The sequence below is a fragment of the Arthrobacter sp. 210 2 genome (genome assembly GCF_059093025.1).
The window spans coordinates 151,923-173,499 of the sequence record NZ_JBNHIE010000004.1 but is presented as its reverse complement, the minus strand read 5'-3'; the positions used below and the strand labels follow the sequence as shown (position 1 = coordinate 173,499).

Annotated in this window: 22 protein-coding genes; 8 read left to right on the top strand and 14 right to left on the bottom strand. The window is 64.5% G+C overall.

What is annotated here, in order from left to right:
* The 3 genes from AC5RWA_RS10370 to AC5RWA_RS10360 all read right to left on the bottom strand — a co-directional run bounded on the left by AC5RWA_RS10370 (position 1) and on the right by AC5RWA_RS10360 (position 3,030).
* Complete coding sequence (locus AC5RWA_RS10370) at positions 1–750, bottom strand: ThuA domain-containing protein (RefSeq protein ID WP_275725955.1); 750 nt, start codon at positions 748–750, stop codon at positions 1–3.
* A complete protein-coding gene (locus AC5RWA_RS10365) occupies positions 750–1,820 on the bottom strand; it encodes a Gfo/Idh/MocA family protein (protein WP_494057634.1) in 1,071 nt (356 codons plus the stop codon). Before AC5RWA_RS10365 ends, AC5RWA_RS10370 begins: the two co-directional genes overlap by 1 nt.
* A gap of 211 nt (positions 1,821–2,031) precedes the next feature.
* Positions 2,032–3,030 (bottom strand): LacI family DNA-binding transcriptional regulator, encoded by a 999-nt coding sequence (locus AC5RWA_RS10360; protein WP_494057536.1) that lies wholly within the window; start codon positions 3,028–3,030, stop codon positions 2,032–2,034.
* 201 nt (positions 3,031–3,231) lie between these two features.
* On the opposite strand from AC5RWA_RS10360, the gene AC5RWA_RS10355 reads away from it, so the two are divergent.
* Positions 3,232–3,828, top strand: coding sequence for a helix-turn-helix domain-containing protein (locus AC5RWA_RS10355; protein ID WP_494057535.1), 597 nt, complete (start codon positions 3,232–3,234; stop codon positions 3,826–3,828).
* Between the two features lie 57 nt (positions 3,829–3,885).
* Here AC5RWA_RS10355 and AC5RWA_RS10350 read toward each other — a convergent pair whose 3' ends face one another.
* The 9 genes from AC5RWA_RS10350 to AC5RWA_RS10310 all read right to left on the bottom strand — a co-directional run bounded on the left by AC5RWA_RS10350 (position 3,886) and on the right by AC5RWA_RS10310 (position 11,144).
* Positions 3,886–4,224 (bottom strand): P-II family nitrogen regulator, encoded by a 339-nt coding sequence (locus tag AC5RWA_RS10350; protein ID WP_275725950.1) that lies wholly within the window; start codon positions 4,222–4,224, stop codon positions 3,886–3,888.
* A gap of 41 nt (positions 4,225–4,265) precedes the next feature.
* A complete protein-coding gene (locus tag AC5RWA_RS10345; protein WP_494057534.1) occupies positions 4,266–5,510 on the bottom strand; it encodes an ammonium transporter in 1,245 nt (414 codons plus the stop codon).
* Between the two features lie 75 nt (positions 5,511–5,585).
* Positions 5,586–6,575, bottom strand: a complete 990-nt coding sequence (locus AC5RWA_RS10340; RefSeq protein WP_275725948.1) for a heme-dependent oxidative N-demethylase family protein — start codon at positions 6,573–6,575, stop codon at positions 5,586–5,588.
* Positions 6,572–7,393: a PDR/VanB family oxidoreductase gene (locus tag AC5RWA_RS10335; RefSeq protein WP_494057533.1), complete on the bottom strand. Its 822-nt coding sequence runs from the start codon at positions 7,391–7,393 to the stop codon at positions 6,572–6,574. The genes AC5RWA_RS10340 and AC5RWA_RS10335 overlap by 4 nt, the downstream gene beginning before the upstream one ends.
* 173 nt (positions 7,394–7,566) lie before the next feature.
* Positions 7,567–8,157, bottom strand: coding sequence for a dimethylamine monooxygenase subunit DmmA family protein (locus AC5RWA_RS10330; protein ID WP_494057532.1), 591 nt, complete (start codon positions 8,155–8,157; stop codon positions 7,567–7,569).
* A 144-nt stretch (positions 8,158–8,301) separates the two neighbouring features.
* Positions 8,302–9,303 carry a heme-dependent oxidative N-demethylase family protein gene (locus tag AC5RWA_RS10325; RefSeq protein WP_494057531.1) on the bottom strand — a complete coding sequence of 334 codons (1,002 nt, stop codon included), beginning with the start codon at positions 9,301–9,303 and terminating at the stop codon, positions 8,302–8,304.
* On the bottom strand, positions 9,300–10,277 hold the full coding sequence (locus AC5RWA_RS10320) for a PDR/VanB family oxidoreductase (protein ID WP_494057530.1): 978 nt from the start codon (positions 10,275–10,277) through the stop codon (positions 9,300–9,302). Before AC5RWA_RS10320 ends, AC5RWA_RS10325 begins: the two co-directional genes overlap by 4 nt.
* Positions 10,274–10,759, bottom strand: a complete 486-nt coding sequence (locus AC5RWA_RS10315) for a dimethylamine monooxygenase subunit DmmA family protein (protein WP_494057529.1) — start codon at positions 10,757–10,759, stop codon at positions 10,274–10,276. Before AC5RWA_RS10315 ends, AC5RWA_RS10320 begins: the two co-directional genes overlap by 4 nt.
* Before the next feature lie 7 nt (positions 10,760–10,766).
* Positions 10,767–11,144, bottom strand: a complete 378-nt coding sequence (locus AC5RWA_RS10310; RefSeq protein ID WP_275725935.1) for a cupin domain-containing protein — start codon at positions 11,142–11,144, stop codon at positions 10,767–10,769.
* 207 nt (positions 11,145–11,351) lie between these two features.
* Here AC5RWA_RS10310 and glnT point away from each other — a divergent pair, with 207 nt between their 5' ends.
* Genes glnT through AC5RWA_RS10280 form a run of 6 tightly spaced genes read left to right on the top strand, consistent with a single transcriptional unit; the run spans position 11,352 to position 18,223 of the window.
* Entirely contained in the window at positions 11,352–12,737 is a 1,386-nt protein-coding gene (gene glnT / locus AC5RWA_RS10305) for a type III glutamate--ammonia ligase (RefSeq protein WP_494057528.1), read from the top strand.
* A gap of 26 nt (positions 12,738–12,763) precedes the next feature.
* Positions 12,764–13,672, top strand: a complete 909-nt coding sequence (locus AC5RWA_RS10300; protein ID WP_275725931.1) for a class II glutamine amidotransferase domain-containing protein — start codon at positions 12,764–12,766, stop codon at positions 13,670–13,672.
* Positions 13,660–14,397, top strand: coding sequence for a GltB/FmdC/FwdC-like GXGXG domain-containing protein (locus tag AC5RWA_RS10295; protein WP_275725930.1), 738 nt, complete (start codon positions 13,660–13,662; stop codon positions 14,395–14,397). The genes AC5RWA_RS10300 and AC5RWA_RS10295 overlap by 13 nt, the downstream gene beginning before the upstream one ends.
* A gap of 8 nt (positions 14,398–14,405) precedes the next feature.
* Positions 14,406–15,758, top strand: coding sequence for an FMN-binding glutamate synthase family protein (locus tag AC5RWA_RS10290; RefSeq protein WP_115523618.1), 1,353 nt, complete (start codon positions 14,406–14,408; stop codon positions 15,756–15,758).
* A gap of 9 nt (positions 15,759–15,767) precedes the next feature.
* Positions 15,768–16,913 (top strand): FAD-dependent oxidoreductase, encoded by a 1,146-nt coding sequence (locus AC5RWA_RS10285; RefSeq protein ID WP_494057527.1) that lies wholly within the window; start codon positions 15,768–15,770, stop codon positions 16,911–16,913.
* Positions 16,914–16,924: 11 nt separating this feature from the next.
* Positions 16,925–18,223 (top strand): allantoate amidohydrolase, encoded by a 1,299-nt coding sequence (locus tag AC5RWA_RS10280; protein WP_494057526.1) that lies wholly within the window; start codon positions 16,925–16,927, stop codon positions 18,221–18,223.
* A gap of 19 nt (positions 18,224–18,242) precedes the next feature.
* On the opposite strand, the gene AC5RWA_RS10275 is transcribed toward AC5RWA_RS10280, so the two are convergent.
* Positions 18,243–18,806: a dihydrofolate reductase family protein gene (locus AC5RWA_RS10275; RefSeq protein WP_494057525.1), complete on the bottom strand. Its 564-nt coding sequence runs from the start codon at positions 18,804–18,806 to the stop codon at positions 18,243–18,245.
* 260 nt (positions 18,807–19,066) lie between these two features.
* Between AC5RWA_RS10275 and AC5RWA_RS10270 the strand changes: the two genes are divergently transcribed.
* Positions 19,067–20,356, top strand: a complete 1,290-nt coding sequence (locus AC5RWA_RS10270) for an ammonium transporter (protein WP_079595291.1) — start codon at positions 19,067–19,069, stop codon at positions 20,354–20,356.
* Positions 20,357–20,492: 136 nt separating this feature from the next.
* Here the strand turns inward: AC5RWA_RS10270 and AC5RWA_RS10265 are convergent, their stop codons facing one another.
* The gene (locus tag AC5RWA_RS10265; protein ID WP_494057524.1) at positions 20,493–21,524 is read right to left on the bottom strand and encodes a family 43 glycosylhydrolase; all 1,032 of its coding nucleotides are present in this window, start codon (positions 21,522–21,524) and stop codon (positions 20,493–20,495) included.
* Positions 21,525–21,577 lie beyond the last annotated feature (53 nt).

The following is a 21,577-nucleotide window of genomic DNA, read 5'->3' as shown; positions in this document are numbered from 1 at the left end:
CTAAGCGTTCTCGAACCATTCCCTCTGCGGGTTGGTGACCTCCGGGGCCGAACGGTGCAGTCCGGGCTGGGCTGCCCAGTTCACACCGTTGGCCAGGACCCGCTGGATCTGCGGGTGGTGGTAGACCGGGTATTCCTGGTCGCCGGGGCTGAAGTAGAAGATGCGCCCCTTTCCGCGGGTGAACGTGACGCCGGAGCGGAACACCTCGCCGCCCGCGAAGGAGCTGATGAAGATCAGGTCGTCCGGGTCCGGGATATCGAACAGTTCCCCGTACATCTCCTGCTCGGGGATAACGATGGGGCTGTCCACACCTTCGGCGATGGGGTGCGAGGGCTTCACGGTCCACACCAGCTCGCGCTCGCCGTCGTTCCGCCAGGCGAGTGAGCAGCTGGTGCCCAGCAGTTTGGTGAAGACCTTGGCGAAGTGCCCCGAGTGGAGCACGATCAGCCCCATACCGCCCAGCACGTGCCTGTGGACGCGTTCGACGACGGCGTCGCTCACCTCGTGGTGGGCCATGTGTCCCCACCATAGCAGGACGTCCGTCTCGGCGAGCACCTCCTCGTCCAGGCCGTGTTCATCGTCGGTGGCCAGGACCGCCGTCGTAATTTCCGCCTCCGGGTAGTAGGGGCGCAGGCCCGCGGCGATGGCACCGTGGATGCCGTCCGGGTAGATCTCGCCGATGTGGGACGGCTCGTTGATGGCCTCGTGGACGCCTTCGTTCCAGACCCGGATCCTTAGTTTGCCGTTCATTAGAGACGAACCTCCCTCTGCTCCAGCGCGGACTGGTAGCACGCGTCGATGATCTGTGCACGATAGAGCGCCAGGGAGCCATCGTGCTCACCCCAGACTGCCTCGCCGCCGCGCACTGCCGTGATGAAGTCTTCCACCACTCCGTCGTGGGCGCGGCCCGGCAGCACCGGCGGGACGTAGTCCGCGGATTCGCCGTCCTTGTCCGTAAACACCCGGAGCTGTCCGACGGTCGGGAAAGGTGCGCCCTGCACCTTGAGTTCGGCTCCGCCATCGGTGCCGTAAACCGTGAAGTCCAGGAGGTCGTCCGATTCCCGGTAGGTGGCCCAGCTCGCTTCGATCAGGAGGGTTCCGCCGCCCTCAAGCCGAAGGAACGCGGAGGCGAAGTCTTCGACGTCGAAAGCGTGGCTGGAGGCGAGGGCAGAGTACTCGTTCCCGCCGCCGCGCCCCTGCGGGCCCAGCTCGGAGTGGGTGGCGGCGGACACGGCCACCACCTTCGGTTCGCCCAGCAGGTGCAGGGCGTAGTCGAGGGCGTGGACGCCGATGTCCGCCAACGGCCCGCCGCCGGCGAGTTCGGGATTGGTGAACCAGCTGCCCAGCGTGGGGATGCCGGAACGGCGCAGCCAGGATGCCTTCGCGTAGTACGGGCGGCCCAGGCCGCCCTCGTCGATAACACCCTTGAGTGCCTGGATATCGCCGCGGCGGCGGTGGTTGAAGGCGACGTCCAGGACACGCCCGGCCTTACGGGCCGCGTCCACCATGGCCTGGCCTTCGACGGCGTTCCGTGCGATGGGCTTCTCGCTCAGCACATGGATTCCGCGCTCCAGGGCTGCGACCGCGATGGGTGCGTGCAGGAAGGTGGGCACTGCGACGCTGATCGCATCCAGGCCGCCGTGGTCCAGCATGTCTTTCCAGTCCGCGAATGCATTCGGAATGGAGTATTCGGCCTGCAGGGACTCGCGGAGTTCCTGCTCCATCCCTGCCAGCGAAACGATGCTGACGCCGTCCAGTGCCTCATAGGCCTTCAGGTGCTGCTGGCCGGCCCAACCTATGCCAACGACTCCCACCCGCAAATCCTGGGCCCGTGCTCCGTCCGGGAGGGCTGCGGGCTGCGTTGACGACTGCTGCTCGTGGTTCAAAAGATGCTTCCTTAGGTGTTCGGGAGGAGAGTGTGGCTAGGAATTGGAATCGATTCCAACGTGCGGGGTGTTGTGGCACTCTTAAAGCTTTGGAATCGATTCCAAAAGTCTGGCAGCCATCCGTTGCGGCTGTCAACCCCTGGCGCTAGTTCCTGGTGGAGTCGCGGACCACGAGTTTGTGCGGAAGGAACGTGCGCCCGCGGCGGTGCCCGCCCGGTTCTGTCATGCGGGCGAAAAGTGCCTCAAAGGCCACCCGGCCCATCTCATAGGCGGGCTGCCGGATGGTGGTCAACTCTGGAACGCACATTTCCGCCTGGATGGAGTCGTCAAAACCCGCCACGGCGACGTCCTCCGGAACCCGCAGGCCGGCGTCCGTGATTTCCCGGACACACCCGGCCGCCACCGTATCGCTGCCGCAGAACACGGCATTCGGCAGCGGGTCCAGCTGCAGGAGGTCCCTGGCGAGGCGGCGCCCGGCGTGGAAGTCGAACTCGCCCTCGGCCAGGAGCAGATGTTCCGGCGACAAACCCGCTTGGGCGGCCGCTTCCCGGAAGCCTTCCTCGCGCAGCCGGCCGGAGCGGGCCAGCCTGTTGCCGATCATCGCCAGGCGGCGGCTTCCCGACTCGATGAGGTGCCGGGTGATGTCGAAGGCGGCCTGGCGGTCATCGATGGAAACACCAAATGCCGCTTCGGAATCAACGATTTCGCAGACCTGGACAACGCTCAACTGCTCCGCCAGCGCTTCAACCTCTGCATCCGGCATGGTGGGCGAAAACATGATCAGGCCATCCACCGAGCCGTTGCGCAGCATGTCCACCAGCTGCTGTTCGCGTTCGAGGTCCCCCGAGGTGGGTGCAATCAGGCTGACATAGCCGGACAAGGCCGCTGCGTCACCGAATCCCCGGAAGGCCTCACTGATCACGGGGGAGTTGAGGTTCTTGGCGAGCGCCAGGATGCGCATGGTCCGGTCGCGGCGCAGGTCGCGGGCAGAGGCAAGGGGCCGGTAGTTGAGCTGGCGGATGGCGCCCGTGACCTTTTCCTTGCTCGCCGCGCTGACGGCCGGACTTCCGTTCAGAACACGGGAGACGGTTCCGACGGACACTCCAGCCGTTTTGGCGACGTCCTGGACTGTCGCTCGCGCCATGTGCCGTTTCCTTCCGCGACCAATGACCAGGTCCTCGCTGCCATGCCCGTGCCGTGCAGTGCTGTGGCGGGTTTTCCCAGCATAGCCCGCCCACGGGTCCCTGACCCGAGCCGCCCTGCGAGGCCCGGGCGCAGTTGGCGGCGAAGCTCCAGGCAGCGAAACCCGTGAGGCGGCAGGTCTGCTGGGGGTTAGCCACCTAAGATGGCTGACATGACCGAACATGCCCGGGAAGAGGTTGCCGGAAAACTCGAACAGGTGATCGCTGCCCAGCTCCGGCATTACCGCACTTCCCAGGGCCTGTCCTCCGCGGAGCTTGCGGCCCGCACGGGGCTGTCCAAGGCGATGATCTCCAAGATTGAAACAGCCAGCACGTCCTGCTCGCTGACCACCCTGCAACGCCTCGCGGACGGACTCAAAATCCCGGTAACGGCACTGTTCCGCGGTGCGGACACAGACCGGGACGCGACATTTACCAAGAGTGGCCAAGGCAGCCTCACCGTCCGCAGCGGCACCCAGCACGGGCACGAATACCGCGTCCTGGGAACCCTCAAGGGCCGCAGCGATGCCCTGGAGCCCACCCTCGTGACCCTGACCGACGCGTCAGACGTTTTCCCGCTCTTCCAGCACCCGGGCACGGAATTCATCTACATGCTCGCCGGCAAGATGGTCTACGGCCACGGCCAGTACGAATACACCATGACGCCGGGGGACTCGCTGCTCCTTGACGGAGAAGGGCCGCACGGTCCGCTCGAGCTGCTGGAGCTTCCCATCCGGTTCCTCGCTGTGGCAGCGAAGTAGAACCGGCCACGCCCCGCGCAACATGACCTGCGGGGCCGGGCCGCTTCCATCACCCAACTAGATTGCCTCGACTCCACGTTCTCCTGTGCGTACCCGAATGACGTTGGAGATGTCCTGTGTCCAGATTTTCCCGTCACCCAGGCTTCCAGTCCGCGCTGCCATGACAATAGTTTCAATGACGCCTTCTGCGTCTTCATCCGAAACGATGAGGTCGATCCGAACCTTGGGACGGAAGTCCACTTGATACTCCGTACCCCGGTAGACCTCGGTGTGTCCTTTTTGCACGCCATAGCCTTTGACGTCGCTGACTGTGAGTCCCGTGTGCAGGGTGTCGGCCAGAGCTTGCTTGACTTGCTCTAACCGGTGGGGCTGGATGACGGCTGTGACAATCTTCATGGTGCTCCTCGGATGATCCTTGGTGTTTTGAGTTGCGCTGGTCAGTCCGCCTCGGCGTAGGCAGCTTCCGCATGGAGGGTAAGGTCCAGGCCGCGGTGTTCCGCTTCTTCATCAACCCGGATGTTCATTACCTTGTTCAAGGTCCAGGCGATGGCGTACGTGGCGACAAAGGCATAGAGACAAGTCGCGACGATAGCAATCAGTTCCCTCCACAGGATGCTCCAGTCTCCTCCGAAAAGTAGCCCTGACACGCCCGCCGGTGCTGATGCTGCTCCGATCAGCACTACACACAGTGTGCCGACTATGCCGCCGATGCCGTGGACCGCGAAGGCGTCGAGGGTGTCATCGACTCCCCACTTCTTCTTCCAGGTGATGGCCCAACACACAACCGCACCAGATGCTGCACCAACAGCGAGTGCGCCCAGAGGATTTACGGCATCGGCTGAGGGGGTGATCCCGACCAGGCCGGCAATTGCCCCGGTGGCGAGTCCGAGCGCAGACGCCCGTCCATCCCGAAGTCTCTCGATCGCAAGGTATCCGATGATGCCGGCGGAGCCGGCCAGGAGTGTGGTCATGACGACGTACTGGGACAGGAAGTTGGCCCCTGCGGCAGACCCGCCGTTGAATCCGAACCATCCGAACCACAGGATGCCTGCTCCCAGGATGGCGAGGGGAAGGTTGTGGGGTTTTGCCTGCGGGGCTTTGCTTTTCCCCAGGACGAGGGCAAGTGCGAGGGCGCCTACACCTGCCGTCATGTGCACCGCCGTGCCTCCGGCGAAGTCGTGGAGGTGAACCAAGTTGCGTAGCCATCCGCCGACGTAGCCGGTCTCTTCGTCGGAGTAGGTGAACACCCAGTGGGCGATGGGAAAGTAGACGACTGTCAGCCAAATGGCACTGAAGATTATCCACGCACCGAATTTCATACGACCCGCGGCTCCACTGGCGACAATTGCTATGGTTATTGCGGCGAACAGGACGAAGAAGGCCGCCCAATAGATTGACTGCGGCCCGCCGCTTTTATCATCAATCTCGAAGCCGTTCATACCAAAAAATTCGAATGGGTTGCCGACAAGGCCCAGGCCGGCAACGGAATTTCCTGAAACCATGCCGTATCCGTACAGGACGTAAAGGACCGCGGTGACAGCAAGGGTGCTCAGCACCATCATGAACATGTTGAGAATGTTGTTTTTTCCGAGCAGCCCACCATAATAAAGGGCCAGGCCGGGGAACATGAGCACTACAAGTGCAAAGGCGGCGAGAAGCCACGCGAGATCTGCCTGTGGCATGAAGAACTCCGATCAGAAAAGTTGAAGTGTTGAACAGGCCTGGAATGGCTCACGAAGTCCAAACACGGGGCCTCGTCAGTTGAGCAGCCAGGTGGCAGCTTCGGCCCGGTAGTCGCTTATTCCCTTGTAGGTTGCGATGTCTTCTGGAGTGGACACCAGTATTTGGGCCAGCTGGTCGCGCCATACGGGTATGGTCTTTATCTCTTCGAGAGAAGCCATGAATGTCCGGATGCTAAATGTCACCGCACCTGACATTGGAAGGCGGATGAAGTGCTCCAGTTCAATGCGGAGCTGCAAACTGCCAAAATCACGTTCAGCCAGGAGCCGCGGGATGTCCTGGCCCCACTCCGGCAGCTCCTCCAGACTGATGTCAAGCTTGCGGGAACCCGAGGCGGACAGCGTCCAGTTGACTCTGCGGAACACCTGGTCTGCCGGCAGCCGCATGAGAAACTGCTCTGCCCGCGAGGTAATGCCTTCGCTGGTGAGGCGCGGCACCGGTTGGTGTATTTCATTGAAACTCATGCCCGCGTCGAAGGTGACGGACCAGGCGGCAGCAAAGGTGACCAGGCCTGCATCGAAGTGCAGCTGTCCGCCGCGTTCCTTGACCAGGAGCAGGTCGTCCGGGATTTCCCTTCCCAGAAAAGTCATGGGGTCGTACGGCAGCGAAGATTCAACGCCCACAACGAAGGTTTGGTCCGTGCCAAGAAGATGGTTCTGCCACCGGACGAGGTCACCGTCTTCGTCCAATTGCATGTGGTCCTTATGGCTGATGGCCAGATCCCTGAGGTAGTACATCAGCAGGTCCCAGCAGGCCGGCATCATGCCGGGAAGGATCTGGACCCTGGAGGGATCGGCCTCAAGGATGCGGCGGCGTTCCTTCATGATGTGCAGGTAATCGTCCCTACCAAGGTCCACAATGTTCGCGCCCCATTCCCCTCCAGCGGTCTTTTTCGGCACGCGGGCAGGTTCAACATTCACGCTGTACTGGAAGTCCTTCTGGTCTTCCGCGAAGGGCCATGGCAGGTTTGCGGTGTACTTCGTGCCTTCGGATACGTGCATGCTCATAGGTCGACCTCAATCTCGGTGCCCCGCGAAACGCAGCAGAGCATGGTGGTGTTGGTGCTCTTTTCTTCGTCGCTCAGGACAAGGTCACGGTGTTCAACCGTTCCTGATCTGACTGGTATCTTGCATTCACCGCAGACGCCTTGACGGCAGAGGTTGGCCACGTTGTGCCCGGCGTCCAGGAGTTTTTGCAGCAGGCTCACGCCCGGCTCCACTGAGAGAAGCGCGCCAGTGGAAGCGATTTTGACCCGGAATTCCCTGCCTGGGTCCTGTTTCGGTGCCTCAAACCTCTCCAGGTGAAGACGGCTGGAAGGCCATCCCGCAGCCAAGCCTTCACGCCTATACGTCTCCAGCATGTCCACGGGACCACAGGCATATGCGTGCGTCCCCAAGGGCTGCGCGCGCAGTCGCTGGCGAAGCAGCTCGAGACCGGCCTCATTTCCCACGGCTTCAAAAAGGTCCATCTGACCTCCGGCAGCTAGGATCCGGAGATCGTCGAGATGTGCGGCTGCCCCGGAGCGGTAGATGTAAATAACCTCGGCGGCCCTGCCCCACCTTGCTGCTGCGCGCGCGTGGGAGAGCACAGGTGTGACCCCGATACCTGCAGCAACAAGAAGCAGTTTCCTGGCTGTTGGATCCGGGGAAAACATGGACCGGGGGCCTTCAACCAAAACCGTGCTGCCGACGCCAAGGTTGGCGTGCAGCCACTGGGATCCTCCACCTGTGTCATGTCTTAGGACCGAGATCCCGTACTGGCGGGGGTTCACGCCGTCTCCAACGAGCGAGTATGCATTGCGCTTTCCGCCGGCTTGGATGACCACGTGGCTTCCCGGCTCGTAACTGGTGAGAACTCGCCCTGCGGCATCGCCGAGAACGAAATGCGTTACCTCCGGCGTGACCGGTTCAACGGAAAGGACAACCAACGGCCGGGGACGTGTTTCGAAGGAGTGGTGCAGGTGCCCCGACAGCCGGGGTGAGCTATCGAGCATCGTACTCATGGCAGTTCCCGTGCAAGGGCATCGGACGCCAGGTAGCTTCCCCGCACGCTGGACAGGTGGGCGTGTATTTCGAGTGTCCTCGCGCAAGCTGGGCAGGTCACTGCATCCCCGACGCCGCCGACGACCCTGCTCGTTGCGCGGCAGTGTGCGCAGTAGACAGGAAGGTCGGCCGTGTTGGTGACAAGACTGCGGACTTCATTCTCGAGTGCACCGGCGGCGCGCGCCAAGGCAAGGCTTTGAAGAACATCGAACTGTGGACCGACAACCATGATGCGGACGCCGTTGAGGCTAGAAGAGAGGGCTTGGGAGAGCTGGCGCCCGGTTTCCGGAGCGAAGTCAGAAAAGGCCAACCACTGAACCGGCCCTAATTCTGCGGCCTCAGCCAGCCAAGCCCTGGCGAGGGCTGCATTTTCGCCGGAACCAAAAGAAATGATGAGAAATAACTTGCCGCTCGGGTCGACAGCTATGCCCGGGCGGTCTGGGCGGGCGTTCAGAACTTTCTCGTCAGCAATTAAAGCTTGCCCGAAGGTCCTGGACGGGCCGCTGGTAAGTCCGGTCCGAACTTCCACCTTCGTGATCGTTTCCATGCTTTTCCTGTTCCAAGTCGTTTCTCGTTAAGAGGCCACCCGCTTGATCCAAAACCGCGGCAGTTCTGTCGGCCAGGAACCAGGCACATCGCGGCCGCAGCGAAGGAAGCTTTTAGTGTGCGGTGGCTTGTAAGAGATGGGGTGTCAGCCGGCAAGCAGCCAGTCAGAGGCGGCCTTGCGGTAGCGGCTGATGCCTTTGTACTCGGCCATGTCCTCGGGGAGTTCAGCCAGGACGCGGCCGAGGCGTTCCCGCCATGCCGGGACTTGGGCAATGTCCGTGAGGGGCAGGAGGTGGGTGCGGACCAGGAACAGCACCGCCCCCGAGTGGGGGAGGCGAATGAGGTGCTGGACTTCCACCCGCAAGTGGAGCCGCTCCGGCAGCGCAGGATCTGCTGACACAGTGCTGCGGTCAATGGCCCACTCCGGGTAGGTTTCGGTGGAAGTGTCCAGTCGCCGGTCAACAGTCATTGTCCAGTTGGTTCTGCGGTAGTTCTCTCCGGGCTGGAGACGCATGAGGAACTGCTGAGCCCGCGCCACGATTTGCTCCTCATGAACGCGCGGGACGGGGCCATGGACTTCCAGGAATTTCATCCCCACGTCAAAACCCAGGGACCAATCTGCAGCGAAGGTGACCACGCCGGCGTCAAGCCAGAGAGCGTCCTCTCGCTGGTCAAGGAGCACGATGTCGTCCTGTATCTGGCTGCCAAGGAACCGAAGAGGGCCTTTGGGCAAGGTTGCGTCGTCTCCATAAGTGAATTCCAGTTCAAGGTCCTGCAGCATGTTCCGCCAAGTACAGGCGTTTCCATGCCTTGTGAAGGAGAAGCTTTCTGGATGTTCCTTAGCCAGGAGCGGGAGCAGGGTGGCAATGGCATCCCAGACGGCGAACCGCATATGGGGCAGGACGTGGGCGCGGGACGGATCCCGGTTCAATACCTCCTCGCGCTCCCTTAGTTCCTCCAGGTAAAGCCCATCGATGTCCAGAATGCCGGCTCCCCACGTACCGGCTTCCGTCTGCACCGGGTTGGCGGCAGGTTCCACGTTGGTGCTGTACCTGTAGCTGTCGGCAGGAAAAGGGAAAGGAAACCGGGCGATTCGCGCCGGAAGGACCGCAGTCCCACGGTCTGCCTCGATGACGTCGGTACTCAAAGGTCCAACTCCAATTCTTGGTCAAAGCTGCGCGAGACACAGCACATGATGGTGGTATTTGCGGCTTTTTCCGCCTCTGTCAGGTAGAGATCCCGATGTTCCGGTGCGCCCCTCAGTACCGAAAGGGAGCACTCGCCACATACACCCTTGCGGCACATGTTGCGCACGCTTTTTCCCGTTTTCTCAAGGGCCTCCAGCAGCGAAACTCCCCCCGGGACCTCCAGGCTGATGCCGCTGCGGGCCAGGCGCACCGTGAAGGGCGTGCCCGGATCCAGTTCTGTGCCTCCGAATGGTTCGGAGTGCAGACGGCTCTTCGGCCAACCTTGCTCCAACGCCGCCTCCAAAACGGTGTCCATGAAGGCCGCCGGGCCGCACACGTAAAGGTGTGTGCCTATCTGCTGGTGACTGAGTTTTTCCCGTAGTTCCTCACGGAAGACATGGCGATCAGTGCATTCCCTCAGCGCAGGCCCAAGCAGCTCCCGGGCATCGGCCACATGTGCCCCCGCCCCCGGGCGGTAGGCGTAGAGCAGTGATGCGGCCACGCTTTTTTCGGCTGCGGCCCGTGCATGCGAAAGCATGGGCGTGATACCGATTCCTGCCGCAATCAGGAGGTGGTGGGTTGCTGTCGCCACCGGCGGAAAGGCGCTGCGCGGCCGGGAAACTCGGACCCGGTCGCCCACCGCAAGGCCGTGCATCGCCAAAGAGCCGCCTGAGCCGCCCTCAACCCTGAGTACAGAGATGGTGTATTCAGAGGGGGTGCTGCCGGAACCGGTCAGTGAGTAGGCGTTCGCGCCGCCCCCATACTGGACCACAAGGTGGCTTCCAGGAATATAACGGGGCAGCGGAGCGCCGGTCGGATCTTTGAAAGTGATGCTAATGATCGAATCTGTTTGAATGCTCACAGCAGCGACTTCCAGGTGAAGGCCCTGCTGCACTGCCGGATGGACACCGGCTTCAAGCGCCGTCGTGGTCATGCTGACTCCTCGGCGTGGGCTGCGAATCCGAGGTAGGCGGCTTTTCGCCGCGAAAAGTGGCCGGAGATCGCCAGGGTGGTGGCGCAGCCCTGGCAATAAACCTCCGACCCCGGCCGCTGAAGGGATGGAGTTTTTGTATGGCAATGTCCGCAAAACACAACCGATAGTCCCGATCCCTGGTCCAGCAGCATCATCTCCTCCTCTACGAGCCCGCACTCTGCCGCCACCGCGGCAGCTGCCTGGATATCGGCTGGGGGCCCGGCGAGCACGAGCCGCATCCCCACATACGTCGATGCAATCACCGACTTCAATTGCCTGAGGCTTTCGTGATCAGCTGACGTGAAGTGAAGATCCTGCTGCGGCAGCCCATCCGTCGTTTCAGGCGCCAGGGACTCCGCCTGTCCAAAGGACACGTAAAGGACGCCGCGGAACCCATGCACCTGGCCAGCCACTGCCGGGGGATGCACGTATGCGGGTTTCATTGGCGTCCTACGGTGCGAAGGAGCGGTGACCGGTGTAGAAGCCCAGAGCGTAATCCGGGGTTTCGAACTTCACCGTGGTGCCCTTGGGAAAGAACAGAACGTCACGTTCCTTCGCCCGCACAACGTCGCCGGTTGCCTGGTCGGTGAGGATGAACTCGCCCTGCACGACGACCTTCATTTCGTCATAGGTGTACTCGTAAACAAGAGGCTCGGAGGCTTTGAGTTCGAAGAAGCCGGCGCTGATGGCGGAGCCGCCGGGGTTGGAGAACGAATCGCCAATCGCGGCGTCGACGCCGGGTTCATTCATCGAGGGAAGGCCAATGAAACCGCCTTCTACCTTCTGGATTGATCCAGCCTTCGTGATGGTACCTGTCAGTGCTTCCACGGTTCCTCCTGTTGATAGTGGGATGAAACGATGATTCACCAGAGTGAACAGGTGTAGGTTTCCGGGGAGTTAAGTTGCTGTTGCCATCGGTCGCTGCAGGCGACATCCAGAGTTAACAATTTGGGCCATCATTGGAAACACGCTTTTGACTACTCTGGTTCAACAAGGTTTCATAAGAAGCAACAGCAAGCGAACAGGACAGTTTCGATGACAAGTCTCGCAACCCCTGAAGTACAGGCGGCCGAGCCGGCGGCAGCGGACGCCGGCCGGATTTCCCTGGCGGATATTGCCAAAGCCCACGGCGTCCGCTTCCTGCTGGCCACCTTCGTGGACATGACGGGAAAGCCCTGCGCCAAGCTGGTGCCGGTGGAAGCCGCCGATGAGCTCGAAAACGGTGCCATGGGCTTTGCCGGCTACGCCGCGGGCCTTATCGGGCAGAAGCCGCAGGACTCTGACCTGATCGCTGTTCCCGATCTGGCGTCCTTCACGCCGGTGCCCTTTATCAAGGAGGGCCTGGCCATCATTCACTGCGACCCATACGTCGATGGCAAGCCCTGGCCCTACGCCCCCCGGGTGATCCTGAAGAACACCCTCGCCCGCCTCGCAAACAAGGGGATGCAGGCCAAGGTGGGGGCGGAGGTTGAATACTTCCTGGTCAAGAAGAACGACGACGGGACGCTGAGTACCGCCGACGCCCGGGACGATTCGCCCCGCCCCTGCTACGACGCGCGCGGCGTCACCCGCATGTATGACCACCTCACCTCCATCTCGGACGCGATCAACGGCCTGGGCTGGGGCAACTACGCCAACGACCACGAAGACGCCGCGGGCCAGTTCGAGCAGAACTTCAACTACGCGGACGCCCTCACCACCGCTGACCGTGTGGTGACCCTGCGCTACATCCTGAACATCCTGGCCGAACAGCGCGGCATGACCGCAACGTTCATGCCCAAGCCCTTCACGGACCGGACCGGCACCGGCCTGCACTTCCACCTGTCCCTCTGGTCCGGAACCGACGCGCTGTTCCCGGCGGGCGGGAGCCCGGACGACGACGGCCGGGGCCTTGGGATCTCCAGCCTCGCCTATTCATTCATCGCCGGAATCCTGGACCATGCCCCCGCGCTTCAGGCGTTCCTCGCACCGACGGTCAACTCCTACAAGCGCACGGGTGCCACCACCAGCTCCTCCGGTGCCACGTGGTCACCGCGCAAGGCGTCCTTCGGCGGCAACGACCGCACGCACATGATCCGCGTGCCGGACAACAAGCGGATTGAGCTGCGCTCCGGGGACGGCTCCGCAAACCCCTACCTGGCCATCGCGACAGCCATCGCGGCAGGCCTGGACGGCGTGGAGAAAGCCGCCGACCCCGGTGCTCCCTCCGGACCCGGCGAGTCCAGGCCCGACGCGCACCTCCTGCCGGCCACCCTGCTCCACGCCGTGGAAGCACTGCGGAAAGACCCTGTGATCCTCTCCAGCCTCAGCGGTGACGCCAGGATCGGCGCCTATTACGCCGACGCCAAGGAAGAGGAATTCCTGAGCTGGCACAACCAGGTCAGCGACTGGGAAATCCGCACGTATTTGACCTCTATCTGATCCCCACCGAGTAAAGGACCCCCACCATGTGCGGAATCGCCGCGCTGCAGCTGCGCAATCCCTCGCTGCATCCCCAGATGGGCAGCCTGCTGTCCTCCATGCTGTGCCAGATCGTGGACCGCGGGCCGGACTCTGCCGGCCTGGCCGTCTACAACACCCCCGGGCTGGTGTCGGACGGCACCTCCACCCTCAGCCTCCTCGGCAAGGACCAGGGCATGACGACGGCGGCCATCACCGCAGGCGTCGCCGCCATGCTCCCGACCGGCGCGGCAGCGGCGACGAAAGTGGTGGGTGACACCACCCTGGTGAGTGCCGCCGTCGGGACGGACCTGCTGGTGAAGGCTGTCAGCGAAACCCTGCCCGGAGCCACCATCATCGGCCGCGGCGAGCACGTTGCAGTGATGAAGAGCGTGGGCCATCCCATGGAAATCGCCGCCGAGCACGGCCTCGAGGCGATGGCCGGAAGCCAGGGCCTGTCCCATACCCGGATGGCCACCGAATCGGCAGTGACCGCAGGCGGCTCCCACCCCTTCTCGGTTGCCGACGATCTGTGCCTGGTCCATAACGGCTCCTTCTCCAACCACGCCACGGTGCGCCGTGACCTCAAGCGTGAAGGTGTGGTGTTCGATTCGGAGAACGACACCGAGGTGGGCGCCCGCTACGTCGCTTCCCGGCTCAAGCAGGGCGACACCCTGGAGGAGGCCCTGGTGAACCTGGGCAAGGTCCTGGACGGTTTCTACACCCTGGTGGTCACCACCGCGGACAGCATGGCCGTGGTCCGGGACCCCATCGCCTGCAAACCGGCCATCATCGCCGAAACGGACGACTACGTGGCCATGGCCTCCGAATACCGCGCCCTGGCCGGCCTGCCCGGCATCGACAACGCCCGCATCTTTGAACCGGAACCCGGAAAGGTCTACACATGGTCACTCTGACAGCCCCCGAAAACATCGCGACGGACGTCCCGGCAGCAGACGGGCCCGCCACCACCACCGTGGACCTCGACGCCAGCACCGTCCGGGAACTCAACCAGGGCATCCACGACGCCGTGGACGGACAGGCCTGGACCGTCACCAACCCCGGCGGCAAGCACAGCCTGGCCGTCGGCATCACCGCGGACATCAAGGTGACCATCGAAGGCCATGCCGGCTACTACGCAGCCGGGATGCACCAAAAAGGCGACGTGACCGTCACCGGCAATGCCGGCGTCGGACTGGCCGAGAACATCATGTCCGGCAGGGTCCACGTGAAAGGCGACGCATCGCAGTCCGCTGCGGCCACCGGCCATGGCGGCCTGGTGGTCATCGACGGGAACGCCGGCGCACGCTGCGGCATCTCCATGAAGGGCGTGGACATCGTGGTGGGCGGCAACATCGGCCACATGTCCGCGTTCATGGCGCAGGCCGGCCGCCTGGTGGTCTGCGGCGATGCCGGGGACGCCCTGGGCGACTCGATCTATGAGGCCCGGATCTACGTCAAGGGCACCGTCGCCTCCCTCGGCGCGGACTGCGTCGAAAAGCCGCTGCAGGCCGAGCACCTCGCCGAGCTCGCGGAGCTGCTCGCCGCCGCCGGCCGCACGGACAACCCCGCCGACTTCAAGCGCTACGGCTCAGCCCGGAACCTTTACCACTTCCACGTCGACAACTCGACGTCGTACTAGGAGCCACCATGACCATCACCTCCGTTCCGCAGCAGGCGCCCACCCAGAACATTGCTGAACTGGGCCTGCGCGAATCCGCCACGTTCGACCGCGCCACCATCGCCGACATCCAGCGCGCCGCCGCCACCGGCGTTTACGACATCCGCGGCTGGGGCGCCAAGCGCAAGGTCCCGCACTTCGACGATCTGCTCTTCCTCGGCGCCTCCATGTCCCGCTACCCGCTGGAGGGCTACCGCGAAAAGTGCGATACCGACGTCGTCCTCGGCGACCGGCACGCCAGCAAGCCGCTGCACCTGCAGACCCCGGTGACCATCGCCGGCATGAGCTTCGGCGCACTGTCCGCCAACGCCAAGGAGGCGCTGGGCCGCGGCGCTTCGGAGGTAGGCACTTCCACCACAACGGGCGACGGCGGCATGACGCCTGAGGAGCGCGGCCAGTCCAAACACCTCGTGTACCAGTACCTGCCGTCGCGTTACGGCATGAACCCGGACGACCTGCGCAAGGCCGACGCCATCGAAATCGTGCTGGGCCAGGGCGCCAAGCCCGGTGGCGGCGGCATGCTCCTGGGCCAAAAGATCACCGAACGCGTGGCCGGAATGCGCACTCTTCCGGTGGGCATCGACCAGCGCTCGGCGAGCCGGCACCCGGACTGGACCGGCCCGGACGACCTCGAAATCAAGATCGGCGAGCTGCGCGAAATCACCGACTGGAAGACCCCCATCTACGTCAAGATCGGCGCCTCCCGGCCGTACTACGACACCGCGCTCGCCGTGAAGTCCGGTGCGGACGTTGTGGTGGTGGACGGCATGCAGGGCGGGACCGCCGCCACGCAGCAGGTGTTCATCGAGAACGTCGGCATCCCCACCCTCGCGGCCATCCCGCAGGCTGTCCAAGCGCTGCAGGAGCTCGGGGTCCACCGCAAGGTCCAGCTCATCGTCTCCGGCGGCATCCGCACCGGCGCGGACGTCGCCAAGGCCATGGCTTTGGGTGCCGACGCCGTCGCCATCGGCACTGCGGCGCTGATCGCCCTGGGTGACAACGATCCCCGCTACGCTGCTGAATACTCTGCCCTCGGTTCCGCCGCCGGGTTCTATGACGACTTCCAGGACGGCCGCGACCCCGCCGGCATCACCACCCAGGACCCGGAGCTCGCCTCCCGGCTGGACCCTGTAGCCGCCGGACGCCGCCTGGCCAACTACCTGCGGGTCCTCACCATGGAAGCCCAGACCATTGCGAGGGCCTGCGGAAAGTCGCACCTGCACAACTTGGAGCCCGAGGACCTGGTGGCGCTGACCATCGAAGCGTCCGCCATGGCCCGCGTGCCGCTGGCCGGCACCTCGTGGATCCCCGGCGCAGGCTAGGAGCACTCCGTGACTGATTCGTCCGATTATGTGGTGGTGGGTGCCGGCCTGGCCGGCGCCGCCACCGCCTGGCAACTTGCGGCCCGCGGCCACCAGGTGACCATCCTGGAACGCAACGTCCCCGCCAGCCACGACGCCAGCTCACACGGCTCCGCGCGGATCTTCCGCTACGCCTACCCGGACCCCTTCTACACGCGGGCGGTACTGGAATCGAAGGCACTGTGGGACGGGCTGGCCGTGGACACCGGCACACAGCTGATCACCCCGTTCGGCGCGGTGGATTACGGCCCCGAACGCAACCCTGCACTCCTCGCCGGGGTGCTGGCCGCCGTCGGCATTGAGCACGAACTGCTCTCCGCTGCCGACGCCAGGACGCGCTGGCCACAGATCGCCTTTGATGCCGAGGTCCTCTGGCATCCAGGCGCCGGCGTCATCGATGCCGAAACCGCCGTCAACGCCATGGTTGCCCTGGCAGTGCGGAACGGCGCCGAGGTGTTGACCGGCTGGAGCCTGCGCAGCATGGAGCGCAACGGCAGCGGCTACCGCCTCATTTCCGCCACGGGGGAAACGGTCGACGCCGGCAACGTCGTCATCAGCGCCGGCGGCTGGCTGCCGGAGCTGCTGGGGCGGCTGCCCCTTCCGGAAGGGTTCCTTGCCGGGCTGCCGGAGATCACCGTCCGGCAGGAACAGGCGTTCCACTTCAAATACCGGGACCCCGAGGGTTCAGGCCAGTGGCCCACCTTCATCCACAAGGCCGCCGACATCCAGACGTACGGCCTTCCCGGCGGGCGCGACGCAGGCTTTGCCGGGCAAAAGGTGGCCGAGTACAACGGCGGCCCGTTCATCCCCTCCGCGGCTCAGCAAACCGGCGTCGTTGATCCGGCCAACCGGGCACGGGTAGTGGACTACGTCCGGCGCTACCTGCCGGGCCTGGACCCCGAGCCGTACGCGGAAACCACCTGTCTCTTCACGAACACGCCCAACGAAGACTTCATCATCGACCGCGCGGACAACCTGACAATCCTGTCGCCCTGTTCCGGGCACGGGGCCAAGTTCGCGCCGCTCATCGGCCAATGGGCTGCAGACCTCGCCACCGGGGCCGGCGGTGTACCGCCGCGGTTCCGGTCCGCGTCGTCCACAGCTGTGACCACATAGAACGGATACCAGTGAGCCTTTCACAGACAGTACCCCCGGCGGACCCCGCGGCGGATGCCCGCCCTGCTGCCGCAACCAGCCCATCCAGTGTGACCAGCCTGCTGCAGGACATCTCCACGGTCGGCAGGGACACGTCACGCGGCGGCTATTCGCGGCCGGTCTTCTCCACCGCCGAAACCGACCTGCGCAACTGGTTTATCGAGCAGGCAGGCCGGCGCGGGCTGGACGTCGCCACGGACCACAACGGGATCATCTGGGCCTGGTGGGACACCTCCGCCGGCACCCGCAGGGACGCCGTTGTTACCGGCAGCCACCTGGACTCCGTTCCCGGCGGCGGCGAGTACGACGGTCCGCTGGGTGTCGCATCGGCCCTGGCCGCCGTCGACATCCTCAAAGCCCGCGGACTCCGCCCCCGGCGGCCGCTGGCCATCGCCGTCTTTCCCGAGGAGGAGGGCTCGCGGTTCGGCGTGGCCTGTCTGGGCTCCCGTCTATTGACCGGCCAGCTTGATCCGGACAAGGCGCGCCGGCTCAAAGACCCGGACGGCAACACGTTCGCCGACGTCGCTGCCGCCAACGGCCAGGACCCCCGGCTGATCGGTGCGGACTACAAGACGCTGCAGCAGCTGGGGGTCTTCGTGGAGCTGCATGTGGAACAGGGCAGGGGACTGGTTGACCTGAACCAGCCCGTGGCCGTTGGCTCCTCAATCCTGGGCCACGGCCGCTGGAAACTCAGCATCAGCGGGCAGGGCAACCACGCCGGCACCACGCTGATGGCGGACCGCAAGGACCCCATGATCGCTGCCGCCAAGATCATGGTGAACATCCGCGATACCGCCAGGAAGTACCGGGACGCACGTGCCACGGTCGGCAGGGTCCAGCCCGTTCCGGGCGGGACCAATGTGATCGCTTCCAGGGTGGACCTGTGGATCGACGTCAGGCACCCGGACGACTCCGTCACCGCGGCCCTGGTGGAAGCCATCGGCCTCAACGCCCAGGTGTTCGCCGCGGAGGAAGGCTGCGGCGCCAGCCTCACCATGGAATCGCTCAGCCCCACAGTGCATTTCGACGGCGGCCTGCGGGACCGGCTGAAGGAACTGCTTCCCGGAGCGCCGGTTTTGGACACCGGCGCCGGGCACGATGCCGGCGTCCTGGCCAGCCACATTCCCACGGCCATGCTGTTCGTCAGGAACCCCACCGGCATCTCGCATTCCCCGGACGAGCTGGTGGAGGACTGGGACGCGGAAGCCGGTGCCGTGGCGCTGGCAGATGCACTCGCCGGGCTGATGGGCGAGGCACGCGCCATCGGATAGCGGCTGTGGCCCGTTGTCTTCAGTGCCGTACGCGGTAATTCATGAGGACACAGCCCCCGTCGAGGACGCGCGACTCCTCGAGTTCGAGGCCGGTGCGCCGGGGCTGCGGCCGGAAGAAGGGGACGCCGGAGCCCAGCAGCACGGGATGCACATTGAGGCTGACCTCGTCGATCAGACCGGCTTCGAAGAGCGATCCGGCGAGTTCACCGCCGCCCATCAGGCAGATCCCCTTGCCCGGCTGTTCCTTGAGTTGTTTGACGAATCCCGCGGCATCGGCGGACACCAGTTCCACTCCGGGCGGGGACTCCTTCAGCGTGCGGGAGAGGATGTAGGTGGCGACCGGCGGAATGCCGGTGGCCTCGTTGCTTGCCGAGCGGCTGCCCGGGTCTGCCTCGCCGCCCACGCCCTGGGCGGCGGCGAACTCCCACGTCTTCCGGCCCATCAGGATGGCATCCACCGTAGTCCAGTACTCGGCCATGATGTCTTCCACGTCCCTGCTGAAATGCAGCCAGTCAATGGCACCGCCGCTGCCGGCGATGTACCCGTCGAGGCTGCACGCCGCGCCATATGTCACGGTCCGCATGATGCGTCCTTTCCTCCTGCCCTACTTGCAGGGTACGCGCGTCCCGCATGTAAGGAAGGGGCTGGTGAAACTCGCGTGCGGACGACTGAAACCATCATTTAACACATCCGAAACCCACCCAAAAAAGCCCGCCATACAGTTGGAACCAGACGGCAATAGCCGCCCTCCGATGAACGTGGTACTGACTCCGCGTCCCTCCTCCGGAGTGGCTTTGACGGGCGATTTCCGTTCTCTCCTCGCATCACGAAAGGGGTTTCCCAATGGATTCGGGAAATGTCGCTTGGATATTGGCCAGCTCGGCGCTGGTCTGCATGATGATCCCCGCCCTGGCCCTGTTCTACGGGGGCATGGTGGGGTCGCGCCGCATTCTCAACATGATGATGATGTGCTTTGGCGGCGCCAGCCTGGTGGCTGTCCTCTGGGCACTGTTCGGGTACTCGATGGCCTTCGGAAATTCCGTGGGCGGACTGGGCCTGATCGGTGACGTCACCGAGTTCCCCGGGATGGGGCAGCTGCTGGCCGCGGATGAAGAGGCCTCCATCCCGGTCATCCTGTTCGCCGCGTTCCAGCTCTTCTTCGCCTGCGTCACCACGGCGCTGGTGGCGGGAGCTGCGGCCGGGCGCATGAAGTTCGGCGCGTGGATGCTGTTCGCCGGCATCTGGGCCACCATCGTCTACTTCCCCATCGCGCACTGGGTGTTCGCCTTCTCGTCGGCGGACGGCAGCGTGACCGGCGGCTGGATCGCCAGCGGCATCAAGGCCATCGACTTCGCCGGCGGCACCGCCGTGCACATGAACGCCGGCGCGGCCGCCCTCGCCCTGGCACTGGTCCTCGGCAAGAGCTCCGGCTGGCCCAAAGTGGAACACGCGAAACCGCACAGCCGGCCGCTGGTGCTCATCGGCGCCGGATTGCTGTGGGTGGGCTGGTTCGGGTTCAACGCAGGCTCGGCACTGTCCGCCGGCCAGTCGGCGTCGGTGGTTTTCCTGAACACCGCCGTGGCTGCTTCGGCGGGCCTCCTCGCCTGGGCACTCGTTGAGCGCCTCCGCCGCGGGGCCGCCACCAGCATGGGCGCAGCGTCCGGCCTGATTTCCGCGCTGGTCGCCATCACCCCGGCCTGTGGTTCCGTCAGCCCGCTGGGTGCCGTGGCAATCGGCCTGATTGCCGGTGCCGTCTGCTCGCTGGCCATCGAACTGAAGTTCCGCCTGGGCTACGACGACTCGCTCGACGTCGTCGGTGTCCACCTGGTGGGCGGCATCCTCGGCACCCTGCTGATCGGCCTCTTCGCCACCGACGCTGCCCCCAACGCCGTGAACGGCCTCTTCTACGGCGGCGGCGTTGAACTGCTGGGCGTCCAAGCGCTGGCAACCGTCACGGTGCTGGTCTACTCCTTCGGCATCACCTGGATCCTCGCGAAGATCCTGGACAAGACGATCGGCCTGCGCATCAAGCCCGAGGACGAGATGCGCGGCATCGACCTCGCGGCCCACTCCGAGCTTGCGTACCTCACGGACGAGGACCCGGTGGAGCTGGGTTCTCCGCAGCGTGCGTAGGGACCTTCCGGAAGTCCGGTAACCAATCCGGCGGACGAGTCAGGCAGAGGGCCAAACCTTGGACCGGTGCCAGCAGCAGCTGGCTTATAGTTCCAAGGTTTGGCCTTTTGTCGTGCCTGTTCTGCTGCCTGCTCTACTAGTGCTCGATGCAGACCAGGTTGCCGTTCCGCACTTCCAGGACGGCCGCCCGGACGTGGCTGAGGCGTGTCCTGGGCTCCGGGTCCATGGTGCCGATGTCTTCGCCGCCCCAATACGGATGGGTGAAATACACCAGCAGGGCGCGTTCCCTGCCGTCCTCCCCGGGTGCCAGGGGAACCACGTCTGCATGGCGTCCGACGACGGGCCTTCCCTCCACGGATTCGGGGGTCGTGAGGATGAGGCCGCCAGGGTGTTCCTGCCGTGTCCAGTTGCCTGTGGCGTCGGCGGAGCGGTAGATCGCCTGGCCACGCCACTCGTCCACGATCATCCAGTAGTGGCCCTCCAGCCGGAACACCTTCGGTCCTTCATGCGGGCGGCCGGGGATCGTGAGGCCTTCCACTACCCATGACGACGGGTCCTGGGGCCTGTCGCTGACCGCGCTGTAGGTGTTGGAGCCGCGGGCTTCGTCCTTGTACCAGAGCCGGTAGCGGCCATCGCCGCAAGGTGCGACGGCGGCATCAATGACCCGGGGTGAGTCCAGGTCTATCTGCCCCAGGTACTCCCACGTCTCGAGGTCCGGGCTGGCGAACTGCACGATGGACGCACTCCCGGTCCAGTCCGTCCGGACGCCGCCCAGGACGGTCAGGTACATGATCCACTGGTCCCCAATGCGTACGACGTCGGGCGCCCAGAGTGTAGCGGGACGTTCAGTTTCCGGCGGCACCAGTCCGTCCGCGGTGCCTTGGTAGTTCCAGGTGGCCCCGCCGTCCGAAGACCGTGCGATGCCGATGGCCGTGCCGTGTACCCATTCCACGCCCGTCAGCCCGGGTTTCGTGGCGCGGCGCTGGGTGTAGAAGAGCACCCACTCGCCCTTCAGGTGGTCGGCCACGAGGACGGGATCGGTGGGTCCGTCCCAGACGGGATCACGGTAGGGGACCGAAAACGCGTCCGCGCGCAGCGGAAGAAGATGCGGCAGGGGAGCCCGCCCGACAGACGGGATGGCCACCGTGGCGGCGGGCTGCTGGTGCACGGCTTCTCCAACGTTGTATTTTCTGGTTGCACCAAGAATAACGTGTCGAGCAG